This window comes from Dyella sp. LX-66, assembly GCF_018599165.1.
Lineage (GTDB): Bacteria > Pseudomonadota > Gammaproteobacteria > Xanthomonadales > Rhodanobacteraceae > Dyella_D > Dyella_D marensis.
On record NZ_JAHFVJ010000032.1, the window covers coordinates 1 to 964 of the forward strand.

The 964-nt window shown below is 58.9% G+C and carries 1 pseudogene; it reads right to left on the reverse strand.

The features are described from left to right. Nucleotides 1–27: 27 nt before the first annotated feature. Nucleotides 28–915, reverse strand: a pseudogene (locus tag KK141_RS22865) (IS3 family transposase); the annotation flags it as partial. Nucleotides 916–964: the final 49 nt, after the last annotated feature.

Genomic DNA, 964 nt, shown 5'->3' on the forward strand with positions numbered 1-964 from the left:
TGGACTACCCCCGATTCCTCGGACGGTTTAAATCGTCACCGTAAGCGTACGCTCAAAGCTGTCCGGAGATTGATACCCGAGACTGCTATGCAAGCGTTTGCGGTTATAGAAGATCTCGATGTACTGGAAGATCTGGGTCCGTGCTGAGTCGCGATCCGGGAAGGACTGATGGTGTGTCAACTCGTGTTTCAAGGAGGCAAAGAAGCTCTCCATGACCGCGTTGTCGTAGGGCATGCCCTTTCGGCTCATGCTGGCCGTAAGGCCAGCGTCTTGTAGTTGTTGCTGATAAAGCTTGCTGGTGTATTGAGAGCCTTGATCGCTGTGATGGATCGCGCCCTTGGCAGGGCAGCGGCGCCCTAGCGCCATCGCCAGCGCATCACTGGCGAGTGCCTGGTCGGCGCGATCACTCATGGCCCAGCCCACGATGCGGCGGCTGCAAAGGTCCAAAACGGCAGCCAGATAGACCCATCCCTGGCGCGTGGGTATGAAAGTGATATCAGCGACCCAGACATGATCGGGCTCCGGGCTTGCGAACGGCCAACCGAGACGATTGGGTGCCGTTGGTACGCGTTGATAGGGACTCTTGGTGCGCAGGTACCGCAGACGACGACGGCTACGAATTCCCTGTTCGCAACGCAGGCGACGAACCCGATGCCGGCCGCAGTGCTCGCCTTGCTGCTTGAGTGCTCGCCAAAGGCGCTCCGAGCCGTAGGCTTCGTGATTTTCGCGATGGAGGGCTTCCATGCGAGCGATCAGTTGATCGTTGGCGAGTCGGCGTGCGCTGGGCTTCCGAGTTTTCCAGGCGTAGTAGCCACTGGGCGATACGCGTAACGCTCGACACATCGTGCGCACACTGTGGCCGGACATGCCCTCTATCCAGGCGTACTTCACGACAACTCCCGCGCGAAGTACGCTGCCGCTTTTTTTAAAATCTCATTCTCTTCTTTGAGGCGGGCCAGCTCGC